The organism is Streptomyces sp. NPDC088725, from assembly GCF_044751305.1.
In the GTDB taxonomy this organism is placed as follows: Bacteria; Actinomycetota; Actinomycetes; order Streptomycetales; family Streptomycetaceae; genus Streptomyces.
Window position 1 is genome coordinate 108,208 of record NZ_JBIVLO010000005.1, and the last position, 19,008, is coordinate 127,215.

16 protein-coding genes and 1 tRNA gene are annotated in these 19,008 nt (G+C 70.0%); 9 read left to right on the top strand and 8 right to left on the bottom strand.

Going from position 1 to position 19,008, the window contains the following annotated elements:
* The first annotated feature begins 23 nt into the window (after nucleotides 1–23).
* Nucleotides 24–1,739 (top strand): DoxX family protein, encoded by a 1,716-nt coding sequence (locus tag ACIP6N_RS13845; RefSeq protein WP_401815434.1) that lies wholly within the window; start codon nucleotides 24–26, stop codon nucleotides 1,737–1,739.
* Between the two features lie 214 nt (nucleotides 1,740–1,953).
* Here the strand turns inward: ACIP6N_RS13845 and ACIP6N_RS13850 are convergent, their stop codons facing one another.
* The 3 genes from ACIP6N_RS13850 to ACIP6N_RS13860 form a co-directional block, all read right to left on the bottom strand.
* Nucleotides 1,954–2,766 carry an NDP-sugar synthase gene (locus ACIP6N_RS13850; RefSeq protein WP_401815436.1) on the bottom strand — a complete coding sequence of 271 codons (813 nt, stop codon included), beginning with the start codon at nucleotides 2,764–2,766 and terminating at the stop codon, nucleotides 1,954–1,956.
* Between the two features lie 38 nt (nucleotides 2,767–2,804).
* Nucleotides 2,805–3,224, bottom strand: a complete 420-nt coding sequence (locus tag ACIP6N_RS13855) for a hypothetical protein (protein WP_401815438.1) — start codon at nucleotides 3,222–3,224, stop codon at nucleotides 2,805–2,807.
* Between the two features lie 259 nt (nucleotides 3,225–3,483).
* Nucleotides 3,484–4,608, bottom strand: a complete 1,125-nt coding sequence (locus ACIP6N_RS13860) for an ABC transporter ATP-binding protein (protein WP_401815439.1) — start codon at nucleotides 4,606–4,608, stop codon at nucleotides 3,484–3,486.
* A gap of 232 nt (nucleotides 4,609–4,840) precedes the next feature.
* Between ACIP6N_RS13860 and ACIP6N_RS13865 the strand changes: the two genes are divergently transcribed.
* From ACIP6N_RS13865 to ACIP6N_RS13875, 3 genes are all read left to right on the top strand, one after another.
* Nucleotides 4,841–4,914, top strand: a tRNA-Thr gene (locus tag ACIP6N_RS13865).
* Nucleotides 4,915–5,528: 614 nt separating this feature from the next.
* Nucleotides 5,529–6,737 (top strand): permease, encoded by a 1,209-nt coding sequence (locus ACIP6N_RS13870; RefSeq protein WP_401815441.1) that lies wholly within the window; start codon nucleotides 5,529–5,531, stop codon nucleotides 6,735–6,737.
* A gap of 372 nt (nucleotides 6,738–7,109) precedes the next feature.
* Complete coding sequence (locus ACIP6N_RS13875; protein WP_401815442.1) at nucleotides 7,110–7,811, top strand: TlpA family protein disulfide reductase; 702 nt, start codon at nucleotides 7,110–7,112, stop codon at nucleotides 7,809–7,811.
* 58 nt (nucleotides 7,812–7,869) lie between these two features.
* Here the strand turns inward: ACIP6N_RS13875 and ACIP6N_RS13880 are convergent, their stop codons facing one another.
* Entirely contained in the window at nucleotides 7,870–9,141 is a 1,272-nt protein-coding gene (locus tag ACIP6N_RS13880; RefSeq protein ID WP_401815443.1) for an alpha/beta hydrolase, read from the bottom strand.
* A gap of 129 nt (nucleotides 9,142–9,270) precedes the next feature.
* Between ACIP6N_RS13880 and ACIP6N_RS13885 the strand changes: the two genes are divergently transcribed.
* The 3 genes from ACIP6N_RS13885 (at nucleotide 9,271) to ACIP6N_RS13895 (ending at nucleotide 11,825) form a co-directional block, all read left to right on the top strand.
* Nucleotides 9,271–9,756 carry a MarR family winged helix-turn-helix transcriptional regulator gene (locus ACIP6N_RS13885; protein ID WP_401815444.1) on the top strand — a complete coding sequence of 162 codons (486 nt, stop codon included), beginning with the start codon at nucleotides 9,271–9,273 and terminating at the stop codon, nucleotides 9,754–9,756.
* 151 nt (nucleotides 9,757–9,907) lie between these two features.
* Complete coding sequence (locus ACIP6N_RS13890; protein WP_401815445.1) at nucleotides 9,908–10,456, top strand: DUF4232 domain-containing protein; 549 nt, start codon at nucleotides 9,908–9,910, stop codon at nucleotides 10,454–10,456.
* Between the two features lie 172 nt (nucleotides 10,457–10,628).
* Nucleotides 10,629–11,825, top strand: a complete 1,197-nt coding sequence (locus ACIP6N_RS13895; protein WP_401815446.1) for an esterase-like activity of phytase family protein — start codon at nucleotides 10,629–10,631, stop codon at nucleotides 11,823–11,825.
* A 117-nt stretch (nucleotides 11,826–11,942) separates the two neighbouring features.
* Here the strand turns inward: ACIP6N_RS13895 and ACIP6N_RS13900 are convergent, their stop codons facing one another.
* Nucleotides 11,943–12,254, bottom strand: coding sequence for a glutaredoxin domain-containing protein (locus tag ACIP6N_RS13900; RefSeq protein WP_401815448.1), 312 nt, complete (start codon nucleotides 12,252–12,254; stop codon nucleotides 11,943–11,945).
* A gap of 295 nt (nucleotides 12,255–12,549) precedes the next feature.
* Between ACIP6N_RS13900 and ACIP6N_RS13905 the strand changes: the two genes are divergently transcribed.
* Entirely contained in the window at nucleotides 12,550–13,377 is an 828-nt protein-coding gene (locus ACIP6N_RS13905) for a lipase family protein (protein WP_401815449.1), read from the top strand.
* Between the two features lie 42 nt (nucleotides 13,378–13,419).
* Here the strand turns inward: ACIP6N_RS13905 and ACIP6N_RS13910 are convergent, their stop codons facing one another.
* Nucleotides 13,420–14,166, bottom strand: coding sequence for an SDR family oxidoreductase (locus ACIP6N_RS13910; RefSeq protein WP_401815451.1), 747 nt, complete (start codon nucleotides 14,164–14,166; stop codon nucleotides 13,420–13,422).
* Nucleotides 14,167–14,441: 275 nt separating this feature from the next.
* Between ACIP6N_RS13910 and ACIP6N_RS13915 the strand changes: the two genes are divergently transcribed.
* Entirely contained in the window at nucleotides 14,442–15,119 is a 678-nt protein-coding gene (locus tag ACIP6N_RS13915) for a hypothetical protein (RefSeq protein ID WP_401815453.1), read from the top strand.
* 155 nt (nucleotides 15,120–15,274) lie between these two features.
* Here ACIP6N_RS13915 and ACIP6N_RS13920 read toward each other — a convergent pair whose 3' ends face one another.
* Entirely contained in the window at nucleotides 15,275–15,685 is a 411-nt protein-coding gene (locus ACIP6N_RS13920; RefSeq protein ID WP_401815454.1) for an organic hydroperoxide resistance protein, read from the bottom strand.
* 192 nt (nucleotides 15,686–15,877) lie between these two features.
* A complete protein-coding gene (locus tag ACIP6N_RS13925; protein WP_401815455.1) occupies nucleotides 15,878–18,988 on the bottom strand; it encodes a SpoIIE family protein phosphatase in 3,111 nt (1,036 codons plus the stop codon).
* Between the last annotated feature and the right edge of the window lie 20 nt (nucleotides 18,989–19,008).

A 19,008-nucleotide genomic window follows, 5' to 3' on the forward strand; every position in this document is an offset into this window, starting at 1 on the left:
CTAACCACCAGTCACTCGGTTAGATGAGTGTGGACACCAGAACGCCCCGGCCCGGGTTCGACGATCAGCCCCCGCTGAGCATGCTCAAGGTGGACTGCGATCCCGCGCAGGTCATCGTGAACCACGCCAGCTTCCGGGTGAAGCTCGCATCGCCTCAGCGCACCGGGCCCGCACGCGCGGGCGCGGACCTCGCGCGCATCCCCGCGATGAGCGGTCCCGGAGGCGGCGCCCGCCGCCGGGCCCCCGTCGTCTGGAGCGGCAGGTCCGAGCCGGGCGACCCCGGAGCGAGCGGACTCCTCCAGGCGGTACGGAACAGCTCGGCGCCGGCCACCTCCGTGGTGCGCGCGGGCGGCTCCTTCGGCGAGACCCCCGAAGGGGGTTACGACACCGGCGCCACGCAGACGATCCCCAGGGTCGACCTCGACTCCGACGCCACGAGGCTCACCCCGGCCGTCGGCGGGCCCCGCCCCGGCGCGCCCCTGCTGCCGCCCATGCGGCAGGCCGTCGGCGCCTACGACCCGGTCCCGGGCCGGAGCGGTTACGGCGGTGACGGCGACGCCGGCCTCGACTTCGACCCCGAGGACGAGTTCGACGACGACCTCGACGCGGACGAGCGGAGCGGCGCCCGCGCCGGTGAGGCGCCGGGCGTCCGGCACGCCTACTACCCGGGCCGCCGGATGAACCTCGGCGTGGTGCTGCTCCCGCTCCGCGTCTTCCTCGGTTTCATCTCCATCTACGCCGGTATGGGCAAGCTGTGCGACCCCGTCTACTTCGACGGCGGCGAACGCGGCTCCATGGTGAAGTGGCTCAACTCCCTGCATCCGTGGGCCCTCGCCGAACCCCTCAGGGACTTCGCGCTCTCCCACCCGGTGGGCGCGGGCCTGAGCGTCGCGTTCCTCCAGATCGTGGCCGGTGTCCTCACCGTCCTGGGCCTCTGGCAGCGCGTCGCCGCCTCCTTCGGGGCGCTCCTGTCGGCCGCGCTGCTGCTGACCGTCAGCTGGCGGACCGTACCGGCGTACGACGCGCCGGACATCATCTACCTCGCCGCCTGGTCCCCGCTGATCATCGCTGGCGCGCCCGTCTACTCGGTCGACGGCAGGCTCGCGGGCGAGGCCTGGCGCACGCTCGGCCCGCGCTCGGAGCTGTGGGACCTGCGGCGCCGCGTACTGCGCCGGGGCACGATCATGGCGACCGTCGTCATCGGCCTCACGCTGCTGATCGGCTCGATCCTCGGCGGAGCCGTACGTTCCTCCGGCATGGTGACCGTGCCGAAGCCGGGCCAGCCCCCGGTCAATCAGCTGCCCGGCTACCCGCTGCCGCAGGAGTCCGCGAGCAGCGGCGCCTCGGGCAGCCCGGAGAGCGGCCGGCCCAAGGACGGCAAGCAGTCCCGGCCCTCCGCGAGCAGTTCGGGATCGCCCGCGCAGTCGCGGCAGCCGGCGGCGCCCGGCAGCGGTCCGGTACGGGAGACGGCGGGCGCGACCGGCGCGGGACCCGGCGTGGGCCAGGGCCGGCCCAGCCAGACGCAGGGCACGACGGGCCAGGCCCCGCCGCAGGTGGCGCCGCCCGCGCCGCCGCCCTCCAGCAGCCAGGGGCCGACCTCCACGGGCGGCACCACGGGCGGCGGCGACGGCAGCGGTGGCGGCAGCGGAGGCGGCGACAGCGGCGACGGCGGTACGGGCGGCTCCTCGTCGTCCGGCGGCAGCGATCCGCACAACCCGATCGGCGGCCTGCTCGGCTGACGCGCACGACGATGGACAGGAGAGGGCGGCCACCCGGCGCGGGTGGCCGCCCTCTCCTGTCGGGTTGGGCGCCGAGCCGCCGCGCTGGTGAACTGCCGCGCGTGCGGCGGCTCGTGAGCGGACGCAGCGCTTCCACGCAGCTCTGTGCGGTTCTGCGGGCTCTACCGCGACCCCAGCAGCTACAACGCGCGCCTCAGCAGGGCGTAGGCGGGCCTCAGCGCGGCGTGTGGGGCGTTCCAAGGTCTCCAGGCGCCCCGGGGCCGCCGGGCCCTCCGCCGGGCCCTCCGCCGGGCCCTCCCGGGCGCGCGGCGGGATCCGACACGGCAGCCAGCTCCTTGGCGGCCTCCGTGAGGTCCTTGGCGGTGTCGATGGCCCGCCAGTACGCGCCCTGCGGCAGCGGATAGCCCGCCAGTATGCGCCTGCGCGCCAGGCCGGGGAAGGTCGTCCGCTCGTGGTCGCCGCGGTCGGGCAGCAGCCCGGCGAACGCGGGGGAGAACACGTACACGCCCGCGTTGATCAGATAAGGCGACGGAGGCGACTCGATGAAGTCGAGGACGTGCCCGAACTCGTTGGTCTCGACGGCGCCCCACGGAATCCGCGGCCGCGCCAGCGCGAGCGTCGCGGTCGCCTCACGCTCCGCGTGGAAGGCGGCCATGTCGCGCAGCGAGAACCGGGTCCAGATGTCGCCGTTGGTCGCGTACCAGGGCTGTGTGGGGTCGGGGAGATGCGAGGCGGCGTACTTGAGGCCGCCACCGCGCCCCAGGGGCTCTTCCTCCACCACCGTGATGACACGGAGCGGAAGGGCCGCGGATTCCAGCCACTTCTTGAGGACGTCGGCGAGATGGCCGCACGAGACGACGACGTCCTTCACGCCTTCGGCGGCGAGCCAGGAAAGCTGATGGCCGATGATCGGGGTCCCCGTGCCGGGGATCTCGACCATCGGCTTCGGGCGGTCGTCGGTGTACGGGCGTAGCCGCGACCCCTGGCCGCCCGCCAGGATCACGGCCTGCGTCGGAAACGTATGCATGCCGCGAACGATATGCGGGCAGGGCAGGGTGCTTGCGGTCAGACTCCCGCGCTCTCCTGGGACACGCCGGCCGCGAACGACGTGTCACAGACAGGACGCGAGAACGACTGCGCGCGGGTGGGACCGTACTGGGCGACGGCGGCACGGCCGAGGGACCGCGCGATCGACATGCAGTGCTTGCCGAGCGACGGGCGCGCCTCGATCTCGCGCTGGAGGTGGGTCAGGGCGATTCCGGGGTCCTTCTTCTGCTGTTCCAGCAGGAGCTGGTCGCGCAGAACGTCCTGCGGGGTACGGGACTTGGCCCGTACCGAGACGGTGTCCGAGGCAGCGGTCAGGACTTGCGACTCGGTGCTGGACGACCACGGAACACGGGCGACCGCCAGGGTCCCGGAGAGCACCAGAACGACGGGCAGTACGAGAGCGAGAGTTCGGCCGATACGGCGGGCAGTGTGGGTCACGCAGGCGAGCGTAGCGGGCGGTGATGAACTGGCGACATTTAGTCACTCACCCGGGTGACGGTTCGATGCTGCCTTTCGAATCGGGTGTTGACGCGCCCTGTCCGAAATGGCCTCTGTGCCGGGGTATTTGGCATCCCACGCAAACAGCCCCGCACCGGAGTGCGGGGCCGTGCGGACGAATTCACGCCGCCGAACAGGGCGGGCGCGTCAGCCGGAGCGGGTCCGGCCGGTGTCGGATCAACCGGTGATCAGTGGATGATCAGTCGGTGAGACGCTCACCCGTCGAGGACGAGAAGACGTGCAGCTCGTCCGGGCGCGGGACGACGTGCAGCTTCGTACCCTTGTCCGGCACGGCGCGGCCGTTGACGCGGACGACGAGCTCCTTGGTCTCCTCGCCGACCTGGGCGGTGCCGTAGACGAAGCCGTCGGCGCCCAGCTCCTCGACGACGTTCACGGTGACGGCCAGACCGGCGGGCGCGTCCTTCGAGAGCGTCTTGGAGCTGTCGGCCTCGGCGGCGAGGTCGAAGTGCTCGGGACGGACACCGACCGTGACGGTCTTGTCGCCCCGCTCGGAAGCGGCGGACAGCGCCTCACGCGAGACCGGGACGACGCTGTTGCCGAACTTCACGCCACCGTCGGTGATCGGCACCTCGACCAGGTTCATGGCCGGGGAGCCGATGAAGCCGGCGACGAAGAGGTTCGCCGGGCGGTCGTACATGTTGCGCGGCGAGTCCACCTGCTGGAGCAGACCGTCCTTGAGGACCGCGACGCGGTCACCCATGGTCATGGCCTCGACCTGGTCGTGGGTCACGTACACCGTGGTGATGCCGAGGCGGCGCTGCAGCGACGCGATCTGCGTACGGGTCGAGACGCGGAGCTTGGCGTCAAGGTTCGACAGCGGCTCGTCCATGAGGAAGACCTGCGGCTCACGCACAATGGCGCGGCCCATCGCGACACGCTGGCGCTGACCACCGGAGAGCGCCTTCGGCTTGCGGTCCAGGTACTCCGAGAGGTCGAGGATCTTCGCGGCCTCTTCGACCTTCTTGCGGATGTCCACCTTGTTCACGCCGGCGATCTTGAGCGCGAAGCCCATGTTGTCGGCGACGGTCATGTGCGGGTAGAGCGCGTAGTTCTGGAACACCATGGCGATGTCCCGGTCCTTCGGCGGCAGGTGCGTCACGTCGCGGTCACCGATGCGGATCGCACCGCCGTTGACGTCCTCAAGACCCGCGAGCATGCGCAGGGAGGTCGACTTGCCACAGCCGGAAGGACCGACCAGAACGAGGAACTCGCCGTCCGCGACATCCAGCTCGAGCTGGTCAACGGCGGGCTTGGTGCCACCCGGGTAAATACGGGTCGCCTTGTCGAACGAGACTGTAGCCATGGTGGTGCGTGTCCCCTCACCGGCAGGAACGTGCCGGACGATCCGAGTAAAGGAATGGTTCCCCCGCCGGACGGCGGGCGATGGGTCTAGTCCACCTGGGTGAACTAGAGGTGACGCTACCTGGCGTTTTCGGTTCTGTCAGCAGTCGGACGGGAACAAAATTTCTGGCCCGCGCGGCCGGGCGCTGTGTAGAGTGTGGACGCCTTCGCGCGGCACCGACCGCGCCGAGAACGCCTCCTTAGCTCAGATGGCCAGAGCAGCGCACTTGTAATGCGCAGGTCGTCGGTTCGAATCCGACAGGGGGCTCCGGAAAACCCCAGGACTCACTCGCCGTGACCTGGGGTTTTGTGCTTTCCGGGACCTTTCTTCCGTCGGTGCGTCAGCCCAGAAGCGCGGTCGGATGCCCACCCGTGGCCATTCCGTGGCCAAACGTGCAGCGGCCGTGGTCAGAGGCATTGCTCGGAGTCAGTAGATGGCCGCTCGACTGGTGTTCCATCCCTGCAAGGTCGAAGGGGCCACCGCGTGGGGTCTCTCGCCTGCGGCTGTGGCGGTCCTGAACGCGTGCGCCATAGGGGAGTCGCATGGACGCGCGGAGTTCTTGATGTGCTGGGGGATGATGCCCGGCACTCTGGTCCTGCCCTATGCGCACATCTCGGAGCCCATGTCGGCGCCGTCCGCCAAACCAGGGCATGCGCTCGCACCATGTCCGGATCCGCTGGCACGGCGACGGGCCGGCCGATCGCTGGGGCGGGGACGGGCTGCCACGCCGGAAGGCCAGGCGTGGTCAGCGCGACCCGCAGCGCCTCCTTCGACTGGTTCGAGCTCCGTCAGAGCGCACCGCGCCCCGAGCCCGCCGACCGGCACTATCGGGTGCGGCAGGTCGTCGGGCTTCAGTCCCACTGTTGCCGGAAGGTTCAGGAATGCACGCGATCCTGCACGCGCTGTCGATCACTGGCTCGATGACCTGGGAGATCACCTGGGCGCTGATCCTGGGCTTCGCCCTCTCCGCCGTCGTCCAAGCGGTGGTCCGCAAGTCCACCATTGTCTCGCTGCTCGGTGACGACCGGCTCCGCACCCTGGCCGTCGCGGCCGGCTTGGGCGCCGCGTCGTCCTCCTGCTCCTACGCCGCCGTGGCGCTGGCGCGGTCCCTGTTCCGGAAAGGTGCGAATTTCACCGCGGCGATGGCCTTCGAGATCGCCTCCACCAACCTCGTCGTGGAACTCGGCGTCATCCTGGCACTGCTGACGGGCTGGCAGTTCACCCTCGCCGAGTTCGTCGGCGGCCCCATCATGATCGCCGTGTTGGCGGTGCTGTTCCGTCTCTTCCTGCGCGACCAGCTCCTGCGCAAGGCCCGCGAGCAGACGGAGCGGGGCGTGGCCGGCTCGATGGAGGGTCACGCCGCGATGGACATGTCCGTGGACGGTGAGGGCTCCTTCGCCCGCCGACTGCTGTCCCGGCAGGGGTTCACCTCCACCGCCCACGTCTTCGTCATGGAGTGGGCTGCGATCGTGCGCGACCTGGTGATCGGCCTGTTCATCGCCGGCGCCATCGCGGCCTGGGTGCCGGATTCGTTCTGGCGCACGTTCTTCTTCGACGGACACCCGCTGGCATCCAAAGTGTGGGGACCGGTGATCGGACCGCTGGTTGCCATCGCCTCGTTCGTCTGCTCCATCGGCAACGTGCCGCTGGCCGTCGTGCTGTGGAAGGGCGGCATCAGCTTCGGCGGGGTCGTCGCCTTCGTCTTCGCGGACCTGCTGATCCTGCCGATCCTCAACATTTACCGGAAGTACTACGGCATCCGTATGGCCCTGTTCCTCCTCGGCACGTTCTACACCGCCATGGTCATCGCCGGATACGCCGTTGAAATCGTCTTCGGCGGTCTCGGCCTCGTCCCCGATCAGGCCGACGCCAAGATCCCCATGGGGGGAGTCACCTGGAACTACACCACTGTCCTCAACATCGCCTTCCTTCTCCTGGCCGCCGCCCTCCTGTGGCGGTTCTTCCGCACCGGCGGCGCCGGCATGCTGCGGATGATGGGCGGCTCACCCGGCGCCGGCCACGATCACGGCGGGCATCATGCCGGCCACGACCCTGACACCGCCGCCTCTGAAGACGGCCACCGCCACTGAACACCGCAGCCTGGCCCTGTCCCGCGGACTGGGCGTCGGCACCCGCAGCACTCGGGCCGCGGCACGGAGTCGGCCCCTGGTCATCGTGCACGCGATTGGTGTTGATGAGGCGAGGTACCTGGCCTTCGACGAGACCCATCAGGTTCTCGACACCGCCAAGGAGGTTCTCGACGAATCGGCGGCCCGAGTGTCGCGCCAGTACCCCCAGGTCGCCGTCACCACCGTGCTGAGCCGGGACGAGGCGACGGAGAGCCTGCTGGAAACGACGCGACGTTCCGCACGGTCGCCCCTGTCCGGGAAGAGTCGCGGCAGGAGGGGGCCTTTCCTGATCCCGGGGGCGACCCCGCGTTTTCGGTGGTTCTCGCGCCCGGCGTGGTCCGGTCGACACGCGACAGACATCACCCGACCCCCACTCGACCGGAGGAATGTTTCTCATGCGGTGGAGCCGGTCCGTGCCACGCGTGCTCGCGGCCATCACCTGCGCGCTGCTCACGGGCTGCGCCGCTCCGGAACCGGTCAGCGACACCACCCCGGGGGACGCGTTCAGCAGGGTCTACGCGGAAGGCGAGCGCCCAGCCGCACCCGACCTCACCGGGACCTCCCTGGAGGGGGGACGGGATCCGGCTGTCCGACCACCGGGGCAACGTCGTACTGCTCAACGCGTGGGCCTCGTGGTGCGGCCCCTGCCGGGCGGAGGCTCCCGAGCTGAAGAAGATCCAGGAGAAGCGGGACGGCCGTGGTGTCGACGTACTGGGCATCGACAACGACCACAGCCGGGCCGACGCCCTCGCGTTCCAGAAGGAGTTCCGCCTCACCTATCCGTCCCTGCGCGATTCGTCCGGACGGCAGGTGCTGGGACTCCCGCGCGGGCTGCTGAACGCGCAGTCCCTCCCGTTCACGATCGTCATCGACCGGAGGGGGAAGGTGGCGGCGGCCCGGATGGGCATGGTGACCGAGGCGGAGACGGCCAAGCTCATCACCTCCCTGCTGTCCGTTGCCGCGAGCGGGTCATCCGAGCTGGGCGACCGGACAGGTGCGGAGACCCGACGCGTCGCGCTTCCGGTCGAACCGTGACGACCGGCTGCGATGCCGAAGAACTCGCGCGTCACAGCCGGTCGAGCCGGTCGCGGTATCAGCCGCGGTGGGCGTCGGTGATCCGGGCGTCGGTGATTTGGGCGGGGACGGTGCCGAGCCACCAGGCCGGGTTGGCGGTGCCGTCGGTGGTGCGGCCGTCGCTGTGCACGTAGTGGCGGACGTCGCGGCCCGGCTCGGCGAGTTCGCCGGCCAGGGCGCGCTCGACCCACTCGGCGCCGAAGCGGAAGATCTCGGCCGCGACGCCGCCCAGAGGGTGGAACTCGTTCTCGTAGACGCGCATTTCCTTGGGTGCGGTGACCCGCTCGTAGTTCGCCAGGGCCTGTTCGAGCTGTGTCAGCTCGTCGAACTCGCCGATGCCGTACAGGACCGGGCAGGTGATGTCGGCCACCAGGTCGCCCAGCGGCATCCGGTCGACCAGCTCCCGGTCGAAGGCGGCCTCATCGCTGTAGCCGGACATGAACATGTAGTTGTTCTTGAAGGTCGGCTGGGCCCGTTCGAAGATCGTGGTGAAGTCACCGGTGGGGGCCTCGAAGGCGGCCAGGGCCGCGAGGCGGTGGTCGGTGGCGGCGGCGCGCGAGCCCCAGTAGCCGCTCATGCTGATGCCGAACATGCCGATCCGGTCCGGATCGACCTCCGGCAGGGAAGCCAGGTGGTCGATGAAGCGGCTGAGGGCCCGCTCGTAGTTGGTGAGGTCCACGGTGAGGCCGTTGGCGCGGGACTCGCCCTGTCCGGGGCCCTCGATCGACAGGGCGACCATCCCGCGTGAGGTGTAGTAGCGCTCGGCCGCGTAGATGTAGTCCTCCTTGATCATGTCCATCCCCGGGCCGAGGATCACGGCGGGCGCGTGTCGGACCTCGCCCGGCGGCAGGTGCAGCAGGGCGTAGATGTGCTGCCCTTCGAAGTCCAGGACCACCCGGCGGACCCGGCCCTCGCGCAGGGCGCCCAGCCGCTCGACGCAGTGGTCGGCGCGCTCGCGGAAGGCGAGCTTGCGGGGGTCGGCCGCGTCGAAGACGGAGTACTGGGCGCGGCCCCACATCACCGCGGCCCGTACGTACAGGTCGGCGGCGGTCTGGGCGAAGCCGCCCCGCTCGTGGTGGGCGGCCCGCTCCTCGGCCTGCCCGGCCACGGTCGCCCACGCCTTGGGCATCATCGCTCCGCTGCGGACCAGCTCGAAGACCTTGTCGAAGTCGGTGTGGTCGTGGCCGAGCTGCTCCAGGGTGCCCTTGGCGCCGGGGTGCAGGGCGTCGAAGCCGCCCTGGGCGAGTGCGATGTCGAGGGCCCAGGTCTGGCCGGTGGATCGTGTGGTCATGGCGGATGTCCTCTCCGAGAGCTTCATCGCTGCGCCGTCCAGCACAATAGTAAGTACTTAATCATTAAGTGCTTAAGTTAAGCTGAATGTCAACCGTCCGTCGCCGCCTGGAACCGGAGGCCAGCCCTCATGACCGAACCCGCCCAGACCGAACCCGCCCAGTCCACCCCGGCCGACGTCCCCAGGGACCAGGCCCTGGACCGCCTCGCCCGCGCCGCCTACAGCCTCAGCGCCGCCGACTCCCGGCTGCGTGGACGCGCCACCCGCACCCCGGGGGCGCTCTCCCTCGCCCACGCGCGCGCCATGCGCGCCCTCGCCGACCGGGGCCCCCTCACCATCGCCCAGCTCGCCGGTGCCACCGAGACCACCAGTGCCGCCACCACGCAGCTCGTCAACGGCCTCGTCACCGCCTGCTGCGTCACCCGGGAACGCCCGCCCAGCGACAAGCGCACCGCCGTCGTCACCCTCACCGACACCGGTATGCGGCGCCACCGCGAACGCCAGGCCTCGCTCGTCCTGGCCCTGCGTACCGTCCTCGGCGACCACGACACCGCCGCCCTCGACACCGCCACCGACGTGCTGTGTCATCTGGCCGCCATCTATGACCAGCTCTGACGCCGGTGGCTGTGACGCCCGCTGACCTGAGTTCCTTGCTGTAGCAGTCCTGGGACACTTCTCGCGGGTACATATGGGCAGTAATGGTCTTGACCGTGGCTCTGGCGGTGGGCAACACCCGTGGGGCCGTTGAGCAAGGCAAGGAGCGTTCATGATGCGTACCGACCGGAAGACCGCCGCCACTCTCGCCGTCCCCCTCGCGGCCACCATGGCCGTCGCCGCTGTGCTGGCGGGCGTTGCCGGTGCGGGGGCCGCGCAGGCGTCGCAGGTGTCTCCGGCGGCGGACCGGGGCGTTGCTCCGTCCGCCTGCCGGCCGGCCAACCATCTCGCGAAGATCGCCGCCGAGCCGGCCAACAGTGCCGGGCACCGGCACTACCGCGTCACCCTGACCGCGCCGCGCGGGTACGAGTCGTGCGAGCTGGCCGGTTCGCCCGCCGACGTGCGGTTCTCGAACCACGGCTCGGACAGCGGGATCGCCGCCGGCCGTTACGGCGACCAGAAGACCGTGGTGACCTTCGGCCACGGCCACCCGGTGCACTTCGACGTCCAGGTCCCGAACGACGGAACCGGCAAGCCCGCTGACGGGGCCTCATTCACGCTCCGGGCCCCCGAGGGGCTGATCCCGGGCACCTCCTTCGCCGAGGGCGCGCTCACGGTGGCCGCCGGGACCCTCATCGGTCCGGTCCAGCGCGGCGCCTGACACCTCAGCAGCTGGCGCGGTGAGGTGCCGGGCCAGTACGCCACGCACGCGCGGGACGGCGCCGGGAGTGGCAAGTCACCTTTGTCCGGTGCCGGATGGGCTATGTGCCGGTCGTGTGCGGTCCGTCTTCTGTTGGCGTGTCCTTAATTCGGCATCTCTACCGTCCCGGTCCATGAAGAAGCTTTTGATCATGTTCAGCGCGGCGGCCATGACCCTCGGTCTCGCCTCGCCCGCCTCGGCCGCCCGCGACCACGCGGAGTACGGCCGGGCCACCCTGACCGGTTTCTCCTCGCTCCAGGCCGAGACGTTCGTGCCCGGCAGCGAGGCGTCCGGCAAGGCCATCAGACCGGACGAGGACACGAACGGCATCAAGACACCGTTCGCGCACCAGCCGGTCCAGGGATTCAGCGGCATCATCAACCGGCACGACGGAACGTACGACGTGCTGTCCGACAACGGCTACGGGAACCAGGGCAACAGCGCCGACTTCCTGCTCCGCGTCCACCACATCAAGCCGGACACCCGGACCGGCAAGGTCAAGGTCCTGGGCGGGTTCAACCTGAGCGACCCGAAGCGCCACATCCCGTTCGCCCTCACGCGGGCCGACCGGGTGCTGACGGGAGCCGACTTCGACGTCGAGTCCATCGTGCGGTCCTACGACGGTACGTACTGGATGGGCGACGAGTTCGGTCCGTTCCTGCTGCACTTCTCCTCGACGGGCAAGCTCCTCCAGGCCCCCATCTCGCTCAAGGGCGTCAAGGCGCCCGAGAACCCGTACCTGAACGGTGCTCAGCCGAACCTCGGCAGCAGCAAGGGGTTCGAGGGCATGGTCCGCTCGGTCGACGGCCGTCACCTCTACCCCCTCCTTGAGGGCACGGTGACCGGTGACAAGCCAGGTGACCTGCGGATGAACGACTTCGACACGTGGAAGGGCGCGTACTCCGGCAAGCACTGGACCTACCGCCTGGAGTCGACCGGCAACGCCATCGGTGACGCCATCGCCGTGGACAGCCACCGCTTCCTGGTCATCGAGCGGGACAACGAGATGGGTGACGCGGCCGCGTTCAAGCGCATCTACCTCGCCGACAACCGGGACCGCGACCACGATGGAGTCATGGACAAGACCCTCGTGGTCGACCTCCTGGACATCGCGAACCCCAAGGGCGTCGGCGGCTTCGGCAAGACCTTCCGGTTCCCGTTCGTCACGATCGAGGACGTCGTACTGCTCGACGACCAGACGCTGGCCGTCATGAACGACAACAACTTCCCGTTCTCGTCGGGTCGTACGCCGGGCAAGGCGGACAACAACGAGTTCATTACCGTGCGGCTCTCGAAGCGTCTGAACGCCGATATCCGCGCGTTCATCTGATCCGGACGTCCGGACCGGGTCTGCCTGATCCGGTCCGTCTGATCCGGTCCGTCTGATCCGGACACCGTCCCGGCGCGCCTCCTCGTGACACGCGAGGAGGCGCGCCGTCGGTTCTTCCTATTCCTTCTCTTCCTTCCGGCCGCCGGTCCGCGGTTCCGGCGCCTGGAGCAGGTGCGGGGCGTATGTCGCGACCGCTTCCACGATCTGCCGCTTCGACGGGTTCACCATGGTCTTCGGGCCGACGGTGACCGTCGGCACGGTCTCGTTGCCGTTCGCGACGGAGCGGACGAACGCGGCCGCGTCGCGGTTTCGCCAGATGTTGACCTTGGTGTAGCGCAGGCGCGTGAACATCAGCCGGAACCGGAGCTTCATGCAGTACGTGCAGCCGGGGCGCCAGTAGAGCACCATGCCGTTCTCTTCCGTGGTCATGTCCCGCCAATCCCTTGCCCGTTGTGCTCGATGCGGCCTGTGCGGCCTCTGCGTCCGCTTGGCCCGTGGGACCTGTGTGACAGAAGTTGAAGATAGCCAGCCACCAGCGCCGACGGTCGCGGAATGCGCCAACTCGTGTGACGGAGCGGGCAGGCGGAACGTCGTGTCGGTGCCGGGGCTCTCGCCGCCGACGGCGACTGGTCCGTACGAGTGGTCCCGGGCGTGATCAGCCCCGCTTCGTTCGTGCGCGGAGCTACGTTGCTGGGCGACCCGCCGCGCTTCCCGGAGGACACCGATGGCCATCCCCGCCCTGGACCACTCGACGACCGACTACTCGCTCCCGCACGCCTATTGGATGGCGCGCGCCGCCGGGCTGGCCTCGCTGGACCGGAGCGGAATCGAGGCGGAGGCCTCGGCGTGGGGCTTCGGCGAGGTGCGGCACTTCGAGTCGGCGCACCGGATGCCGTTCCCGATCGAGGACACCCAGGCGTACGTCATGGCGAGCGACCGCATGATCGTCGCGGGATTCCGGGGCACCGAGGTGCTGAAGATCTACGACTGGCTGACCGACGTCAACACCCCGCCCGTTCCAGGACCGGGGAACAAGGGCTTCGTCCACTACGGCTTCCACCAGGCCCTCCAGTCCGTCTTCCCGCAGATGCGCGAGACCGTCCAGGAGCTGCGTACCAACGGCCAGAGCATCTGGTTCACCGGCCACAGCCTCGGCGGCGCTCTCGCGATGCTGGCCGGCGCCCGCATGTACTTCGAGGAGCCGCAGTTGCTGCCGGACGGCGTCTACACCTTCGGACAGCCGCGCACCTGCGAGCGGTTGCTCGCCGGCCTGCACAACAAGGCCTTCAAGAAGCGCTGTTACCGCTTCGTCAACAACAACGACATCGTCCCGCACCTCCCGCCGGAGCCGGTCTACACACACGTCGACGCGCTCCGCTACTTCGACGCCGACGGCAAGCTCCACGAGACCGTGCCGCTGATGGCGCGGCTGGCGGACCGGGTCAAGGGGCTGAGCGCGGACCTGTTCGCCCCGGAGACGGACGCGGTCAAGGACCACCATCTGCCGAACTACCTCGCGGCGTTCGAGAAGAACCTGGCGAACGCGACCTGAGGGCGGGCGCCTGCCGGTGCGCGGGCGCCGTTCGCGGACCGCTCAGACGAGGCCACCGTTGACGCGGATGTTCTGGCCGTTGACCCAGTGACCCGCAGGGCTCGTGAGGAACGCGACGAGTTCGGCGATGTCGGTCGGGGCGCCCAGGCGTTCCAGCGGGACGGCGTTGGCCAGCCTGGTGACCTCCTCCTCGGTCTTGCCGTCGAGGAACAGGTCGGTGGCCGTCGGGCCCGGGGCGACCGCGTTGACGGTCACGTCCCGGCCGCGCAGTTCCCTGGCCAGGACGAGTGTCATCGCCTCGACCGCGCCCTTGCTGGCCACGTAGGCCGAGTAGTTGGGGAAGGAGGTGCCGACGACCGAGGTGGAGAAGTTCACGATGGCGCCGCCGGGGCGCAGCCGGCGGGCGGCCTGCTGGTTGACGACGAACGTGCCGCGGATGTTCGTGCGGTGGATGGCGTCCAGGACGTCGAGGTCCAGTTCCGCCAGCGGGGACAGCGCCATGCGCCCGGCCGCGTGCACCACGATGTCGACGCCGCCGAAGGTCTGCTCGGCCCGGTCGAACAGCTCGGCCATCGCCTTCTCGTCCGCGACGTCGCCCCGTACCGCGATCGCCTGGCCGCCGCTGCCTGTCACTCCGGCGACGGCCGCCGCGGCCTCCTCGTCGCTGGACGCGTAGCCCACCACGACCGCCACGCCCTCCTCCGCCAGCCGCTCGACGGTCCGGCGGCCGATGCCGCGGGAGCCTCCCGTGACGACGGCCACCCGGCTGATGTCGTTCTGCCCTGCCATGTGTACGGCTCCTGTCGTCGGAAGGCCCGTGAGACCTGCGCTGTATCCACCTTCTGGCCGCCGTACCGGTACGTCAAATGAGTGCGTCAGGCGCACACCGTGAGGGGTCCGGCGGCAGGCGGGACGGCTGACTGCCCTCATAACTATTCGGGCCAGGTCGATGATCTATCTGTTCCGTCAATTCCCTTCCCATTAAGGTCACTTCAGCTCCACAGCCCGGCACCGCACGGCCGTCGTGCGGGACATCGTGGATCCGTTGATTGGACTGGTGTGAAGTGAAGACGAAGTATCGCCATCTGCTCGGTCTCGGCCGCTCATCGGTGGTGGCGGTCCGCAGCCGCCTCGCCGCCGCGGCGAGCGTGGTCGCGCTGCTGGTGGTCGCCCTCACCGGCGCGGCGACCGGCGCGGCCACCGCCGCTCCCCAGGTGCCCACGGCGCCCCAGGCGTCCACGGCGTCGCAGCTCCCCCAGGTGTCCCAGGCGGCGCCGGTCTCCGCCGCCGACGCGGTCCCCGGGTGGGTCTGCCCCGGCACGGCCATACCGGACGGCTGGGTGATCTCCCTCCGCGACGCCAACGGGTGCAACGGCGCCGGCTCCTGGTTCATGCAGCCCGCGCAGGACGGGATGTGGATCTGCGCCACCTCGCCGATCCCGGCCGGCTACGTGCTCACCATGCACACCCCCAACGGCTGTAACGCCAACATCGACACCTGGTTCATGCAGCTGCCCGTCGACGGCCAGTACGTCTGCGCGGGCTCGCCGATCCCCACCGGTTACGTGCTCACCGGCCACATGGACCAGGGATGCAACGGCATCGGCTCGTGGTTCGAGGTAGTGGCCCGCGCCGGCGAGTACATCTGCCCCGGCGTGCCCGTGCCGCCCGGCTTCCGTACCGACGCCTACAACGCGGCCATGTGCAGCGGCCTCGGCGGCTGGTACCTGCTCCCCGCCTGATCCCGGACCCCGGATCTGATACGCCGGAAGGCACCGCGCGTGATGCGCGGTGCCTTCCGCGCGTCGCGCGCGTGTGTCGGACTCCGGGACCGCGCGACCGCTCGACTCCGCGACGCGACCGCTCGACTCCGCGACGCGACCGCTCGACTCCGTGACTACTCGACGACGAGAGTGACGGGGATGTTGCCCCGGGTGGCCTTGGAGTACGGGCAGACCTCGTGGGCCTGCTCGACCAGCTTCTGGCCCGTGCCGCCGGACAGCTCCTCCGGCAGCTCGACACGGATCGTCGCGGCGAGCGCGAAGCTGGTCTCGTCCTTGCCGATGGAGATCTCGGCGGTGACGGAGACATCCTTGGTGTCGATCTTCTCGCGCTGTCCCACCAGGCCGATCGCGCCGGCGAAGCACGCGGCGTAGCCGGCGGCGAACAGCTGCTCCGGGTTCGTGCCCTCGCCGCTGCCGCCCAGCGCGGGCGGCATGGCGAGGGAGAGGTCCAGGCGGCCGTCGGAGGTGGCCGCGCGGCCCTCGCGGCCGTTGGCGGTGGCGACAGCGGTGTAGAGCGCTTCCATGGAAACCGTCCTTCGTGAATGTCGGGGCCGCTTGCGCCTGCCCTCTTCGTGGACATAACTACAGCACACCATTTAGTTGGACACAACTAAATGGTGTGTAGGTCAATTGTGCATGATGTTCGGGTGCGGTGAACGCGAAAGCCCGGCGGAGCCGCGTGAGTTGGTGCGAGCGGCGTCGCAGGGATCACGTCACTACAGGTCAGGTACCTGCTGTTCGGTCCAGATGCACTTTCCCGTGGCGGTGTAGCGGGTGCCCCAGCGCTGGGCCAGCGTGTCGACCAGCTGGAGTCCGCGCCCGCCTTCGTCCGTGTCGGACGCGTGGCGGATGCGGGGCGTGGTCAGGCTGCCGTCGGACACCTCGCAGATCAGCCCCTCGCCACGCAGCAGACGCAGTTCGATCGGGCCCTTGCCGTACCGGATGGCGTTGCCGACCAACTCGCTGACCAGCAGCTCGGAGGTCATGGTGAGCAGGTCGAGGTCCCAGCTGGCCAGCTGGTCCCGGACGTGGTCGCGTGCCTCGCCCGCGGCGATGGGGCCGTCCGGGAGTGGCCAGGTGGCGATGTCGGCGGGGTCCGTCACATGCGTACGGGCGATGAGCAGCGCGGCGTCGTCCGTGAGCTGCTTCTCCGGCAGCAGCGAGGTCAGCACGTCATCACACAGCCGTTCGAGCGAGGCGCTCTCGTCGCCGGCCGTGCGGCTCCCCTCCGTCCGATGTCCGGCCGCACGGGCTTCGGAGCCCTCCGGCCTCGCCGTACGATCCCCCGACGCCGGCCCGGTCTGCGACGCCGAGCCGGACAGCGCGGCCGCCAGCTGCTTCATGCCGTCTTCCATGTCCCGGTCGGCCGACTCGACCAGGCCGTCCGTGTACAGCGCGAGCAGACTGCCTTCGGGAAGCTTGACCTCGCACGTCTCGAACGGCGGACGAGCGGCGCCCAGCGGCGGATCGGGGGTCCCGCCGAGGAACTCGACCTCGCCGTCGGCGTGTACGACGGCGGGCGGCGGATGTCCGGCGCGCGCGTACGTGCAGAGGGACTGGACGGGGTCGTACACCGCGTACAGGCAGGTAGCGAAGAAGTCGTCCCCGAGATCGTTCACCAACTCGTTGAGCCGGCTGAGCAGTTCGGCGGGCGAGAACTCCAGGTCCGCGAGCGTGTGCACGGCCGTACGCAGTCGCCCCATCGTGGCGGCCTCGGACAGACCGTGGCCCATCACGTCACCGATGACCAGCGCCACCCGCGAGCCGGACAGGGAGATGACGTCGTACCAGTCGCCGCCTACTTCGATGCCTTCGCTGGCGGGCAGATAGCGCGCGGCGGCGGTGACGGTGTGCAGTGACGGCAGGGCCGGCGGCAGCAGCCCGCGCTGGAGCGCCTGCGCCCGGGTGTGCTCGCGGTCGAACAGGCGGGCCCGCTCGGAGGCCTGTCCGATGAGGCCGCTGAGCGTGGTCAGCAGCGCCCGTTCCTCACCGCTCAGGTGGCGCGGCTCGGAGAAGGCGACGACGTAGCAGCCGATGGTGCGGCCGGAGACGATCAGCGGCAGGAAGGCCCACGCCTTCTTCCCGGACTCGGACGGCGCATAGCCCAGCTCCGGATAGCGGGTCACGTACTCCTCGGGGTTGTCCATGAAGACGGGCTGCTTGGTGAGGTAGACGTCCTCGACCGTGCCGACCTGGTCGATCGGCAGGCCGTCCACGCCGTCGAGGAACGACTGCGGGTAGCCGACGGCACCGGCGATCCGGATGATCTCGCCCTCCAGGAACAGGACGATGAGTCCGGTCGCGCCGAACGGCGGCAGCACGCGCTCGGCCGCGGCGTTCACCACGTCGTTGATGGTCAGGGCCTCGGCGAGGGCGGCGGTCAGATCCGTGATGCGCTGGGTACGTTCGGCGTCCGCGGCCTCCAGGGCGTCGAGTTCCTCGGCGTGCGCGCGGCTTTCCGTGACGTCGGTGGCGTACACGGTCAGTCCGTCGGGCACCGGGACCAGCCGTACGTGGTAACAGCGGAGGTCGGTGGGCCACTTCACGTCGAACTCGACCGGTATGCCGCTCTCGGCCGCCTCGCGGTAGTGCGCCTCCACGCCCAGTCCCTCGACATCGACGTCGACGCCGGCGAAGGCCTCCCAGATGGTCCGGCCGACCAGGGTGCGTGAATTGCTGCCCAGCAGCTGCTCGGCCTTGACGTTGACGAACAGGAGGCGCCAGTCCTTGTCGACCGCGAGGAAGGCGTCGCTCATGTGCCGCAGCGCGCGGCTCACGGAATCGCGGGCCCACCGGCTCTCGGTGCTGTCCCACACCGTGCCGACCATCTTGACGGGCTCGCCGTCGTCGCCGAGCAGCACCTTGCCGCGCGCGCTGATCCAGATCGTGGTCCCGTCCGCCCGGATGGCGCGGTACTCGACGCTGAACACCGTGAGGTTGCGGATCGCCTGCTCCATCTCGACGACCATCCACGGGAGGTCGTCGGGGTGCACCCGGGAGGTCCAGGCGTCGTAGTGCTGCCGGGTGTCCTCCGGGTCCATCCCGAGGATGGCGAGCGTCGACTCGTCCCAGATCTGATCGCCCGTGTTCAGGTCCCACTCCCAGGACCCCACCCGGATCGCCTGCAGCGCCTGCCGCAGGGGGGTGGTGGGCGGCGGTTCGTCCCAGGGAAGGCTGCCTTCGGGCTGCTGCAGCGGCGCCGAGTACTCCCGCAGGCGCAGCGCGGCCCAGGCGGCCAGCTCCTCGACGGCGGCCCGCTGCCGCGGTGTCGGTTCCATGCCGGGGACGGTCAGTACGGACAGCACGCCCGCGACCCCGCCCGGGGTCAGGAGCGGCACCGCGAGCAGTCCGCTGCCGGCCGGCAGCGCGGCCATCCACGCCCGGGGCGCGGCCGAGAGCGGTGAGTGCTCACCGGCCGCGCCACCGGTCTCTCCGCCGCCGTTGCTCCGGCTGGTGCCCTTGCTTGCGTTCGCCCCGTTGCTTCCACCGGCCGGGCTGCCGCCGTTGTGGTGCGGCGGCCCGCCGGGAACGGGCGCCCAGACCGTGGCGCCTTCGGTCACCGCGCGGGAGGGGGCGGTGGATCCGGCCTCCGCCAGCTCGTCCCACGTATCGGCGACCGGACGTATCAGCCCGTGCGATGCCATCAGCCGCATGCCCCTGCGCGCGGGGCCGCGCAGATGCACCATGCCTCCGAGTCCGCCGACCTCGGTCACCGCGTCGTCGAGCACGAAGCCCAGCAGATCCGCGCCCCCCAGTTCGCCGCCCGCCTCGATGATCGTGCGGAGCCGCTTGGCTCCGGCACCGTTCCTGACCATCTGCTCGGCCATTCGCTCACCTCCAGCTGCGA